Source organism: Actinomycetota bacterium (assembly GCA_036280995.1).
In the GTDB taxonomy this organism is placed as follows: Bacteria; Actinomycetota; CALGFH01; order CALGFH01; family CALGFH01; genus CALGFH01.
This window is the reverse complement of sequence record DASUPQ010000945.1, coordinates 1-2789: the sequence shown is the minus strand read 5'-3', so window position 1 is coordinate 2789 and position 2789 is coordinate 1. Positions and strand designations below refer to the sequence as shown.

At 75.4% G+C, this 2789-nt stretch carries 3 protein-coding genes; 1 reads left to right on the top strand and 2 read right to left on the bottom strand.

The window, feature by feature from the left end; genetic code table 11:
• Window positions 1-583 (bottom strand): PASTA domain-containing protein (locus VF468_31375; protein HEX5882788.1); only part of this gene is annotated, 583 nt, incomplete at its 3' end.
• Window positions 584-942: 359 nt separating this feature from the next.
• Here VF468_31375 and VF468_31370 point away from each other — a divergent pair.
• Window positions 943-1836 carry a dienelactone hydrolase family protein gene (locus tag VF468_31370; protein HEX5882787.1) on the top strand — a complete coding sequence of 298 codons (894 nt, stop codon included), beginning with the start codon at window positions 943-945 and terminating at the stop codon, window positions 1834-1836.
• A 53-nt stretch (window positions 1837-1889) separates the two neighbouring features.
• Here VF468_31370 and VF468_31365 read toward each other — a convergent pair.
• Window positions 1890-2789, bottom strand: a 900-nt coding sequence (locus VF468_31365) for a YafY family protein (GenBank protein ID HEX5882786.1), incomplete at its 5' end; no start/stop codon positions are given.

The following is a 2789-nucleotide window of genomic DNA, read 5'->3' as shown; positions in this document are numbered from 1 at the left end:
AGGCGTCGCTCAGCCGGATTCGCAGCCCCAGCCGTCGCCCTCCCGGTCCAGGTCGAACGGGTCCGGGGGGACGCACGCGGACCGGGCCGTCGACGTACTCGGGCCCGTCGCCCGAACCGCCCGCGCAGTCGTAGTCCGCGGCGTCGGGGTCGAGGCAGACGTCGGGGTAGGACGGGTCGCAGTCCGGCCGCGGGGCGGTCGTCGGTGGCGGCGGCGCGGTCGTCGGTGGCGGCGGTGGCGCCTTGGCCACCACCAGGGTGATCCGGCTGCCGGGACGGACCCCGGACGCCGTCCGGCGGGACTGGGAGATCACGGTCCCCGCGGGTTGGCGGGCCGTTGTCCGGTACCTGACCGTTCCCCTGAGCCCCAGGTCGGCGAGGGCGCCCTTGGCCGTCGCCAGCCGCATGCCGACCAGGTCCGGGACCTCGACCGCCGGGATGGTCGTCGGCGGTGACGTCGACGTGGCCGGCGGGGTCGTGGTCACGGTCGCCAAGGGCTGGGTGGTGGTCGGCGACGCCGCCGACCGGCTGGCCGTCAGGCTGGTCTCGTCCTCGTCGCCGAGCGCGACCGCCCCGAGGAGCACCAGTGCAGCCGCAAGGACCACATACCAGCGGCGCCACCAAGGACCCCCGTTCTGGGGCCGTCGTGGCGGTGGCGCCCCCCAATCCGACGCCGATTGCGGCCGTGAGGCCTGAGGCGGCCCCCAGCCCTGAGGATTGACCCAACGATCTGGCATGGCCCCCCGCCCAGGTGAAATAGACACTCTCGGTAGGAAGCGTCAGAGACACGCCGATCGGTACGGCCGAGACGCAAACGAGGCGCGCGTGTGATCAACCGGCAGGAGGTCCGCCGCCTGGCTGCACAACCCTTGGTGACCGTTTACGGTGAACGAACCGTTCACCGTGGTGGGTGGGACAGAGCGCGTGCTCTGAGGAGGCGGCGATGGCGTTTGAGCGGTACCTGGCCGAAGAGGTGGCGATCGACCATGCCGACGGGCTGTACTCGCGGCGGGAGGCGCTGCGGCGGCTCGCCCTGCTCGGGCTGGGCGTGCCGGCGGCCTCGGCGCTGCTGGCCGCCTGCGGCGGCGACGGCGAGCCGGTCTCGTCCACCACCACCGGCGCTGGCGAGGCGGCCGCGCCCCCGACCCCGGCGATGGAGACCGAGGAGATCACCTTCCCCGGCCCGGAGGGGCGGACCGTCCGGGGCGCCTGGGCGGCGGCCGACCAGCCGCGCGGGGCGGTGCTGGTCATCCACGAGAACCGCGGTCTCACCGACCACATCCGCTCGGTCGCCGGCCGGCTGGCCGCCAGCGGCTACTCGGCCCTGGCCATCGACCTGCTCTCGGCCGAGGGCGGGACCGCCGCCCTCGGCGGCGAGGCCGAGGCGATGGCCGCGCTCTCCAGCGCCCCCCAGGAGCGGTTCGTTGCCGACATGCGGGCCGGCCTGGACGAGCTGGAGCGGCGGGCGCCCGGACAGAAGCTGGGCGCCATCGGGTTCTGCTTCGGCGGCGGCATGACCTGGCTGCTGGTGGCCTCGGGCGAGCCGCGCCTGGCCGCGGCCGCGCCGTTCTACGGGCCGCTCCCCGACGGCGCCGACTTCTCCGGCTCGCCCAACGCGGCCGTGCTCGGCGTCTATGCCGAGCAGGACGACCGGGTGAACGCCACCCGTGACGCGGCCACGGCCGCGCTCGAGCAGGCCGGGCTGACCCACGAGATCGTCACCTACGAGGGCGCCGGCCACGCCTTCTTCAACGACACCGGCGCCCGCTACAACGAGACCGCGGCCACCGAGGCCTACGACAAGGTCCTCGACTGGTTCGGGCAGCACCTCGCCTGACCGCCCGCCGGCTCAACGGCCAGGCGCCCGTCCCGCCGCGGCGTGCGGCGGGATCACGGGCCACTCTCGGTCTCGTCCCGGACGGTGGCTCGGCGGTAGCGGCCGGCCAGGTCGCGGAGGTGCGCGACCAGCTCGGGCGGCGCATCGACCTGGAAGTCGGCACCCAGCATGCCCAGGTAGACGGCCAGCGTCTGGAGGGTGTCGGCGCCGGTGTGCAGCAGGCAGGTCCCCGCGTCGACCGCCTCCACGACGCCGGCCGCCGCCGGGACCTGTCGCCGGATCTGCCCGGCTGGCGCGTGGACCCGGACGCTGGCGTGGTAGCGCCAGGCGGCGGCCGACACCCGCCGGGAGACGTAGGCGGCCAGGTCGCCGCCCTCCGGCAGCTCCCGCGGGGCGAACCGCTGGCCGGTCGGTGTCACCGTGGCCGGCTCCACCCGGTCGACCCGGAGGATCCGCCAGCCCTCCCCGTCCAGGTCCCAGGTCACCAGGTACCAGCGCCGCCCCCAGCTCACCAGCCGGTAGGGCTCAACGGCGCGCCGGCTCACCGAGCCCTGGTGGTCGCGATAGGCCAGGCGCAGCCGCTCGCGGTCACGGCAGGCGGCGGCCAGCACGACCAGCACGGCCGGGTCCACGCGGGGACCGGGGCCGTCGCCAGGCATCGGCAGCGTGGACACCTGCACGGCGTTGACCCGCCGGCGCAGCCGGGTGGGCAGCAGCTGCTCCAGCTTGGCCAGGGCACCAAGGGAGGCCTCCTCGATGCCGCTCACGCCGGCGGCGGCCGTGCGGAGCCCCACCGCCACCGCCACGGCCTCGTCGTCATCCAGCAGCAGCGGAGGCAGGGCCGCTCCCGCCCCGAGCCGGTAGCCGGCCAGCCCCCGGGTCGAGTGCACCGGGTAGCCCAGGTCACGGAGCCGCTCCATGTCGCGTCGGATGGTCCGGGCGCTCACCCCGAG

What these genes read in the sequence shown, in the direction of transcription:
- VF468_31370 (HEX5882787.1), top strand. Translation starts at nt 943, where the DNA reads ATGGCGTTTGAGCGGTACCTGGCCGAAGAGGTGGCGATCGACCATGCC.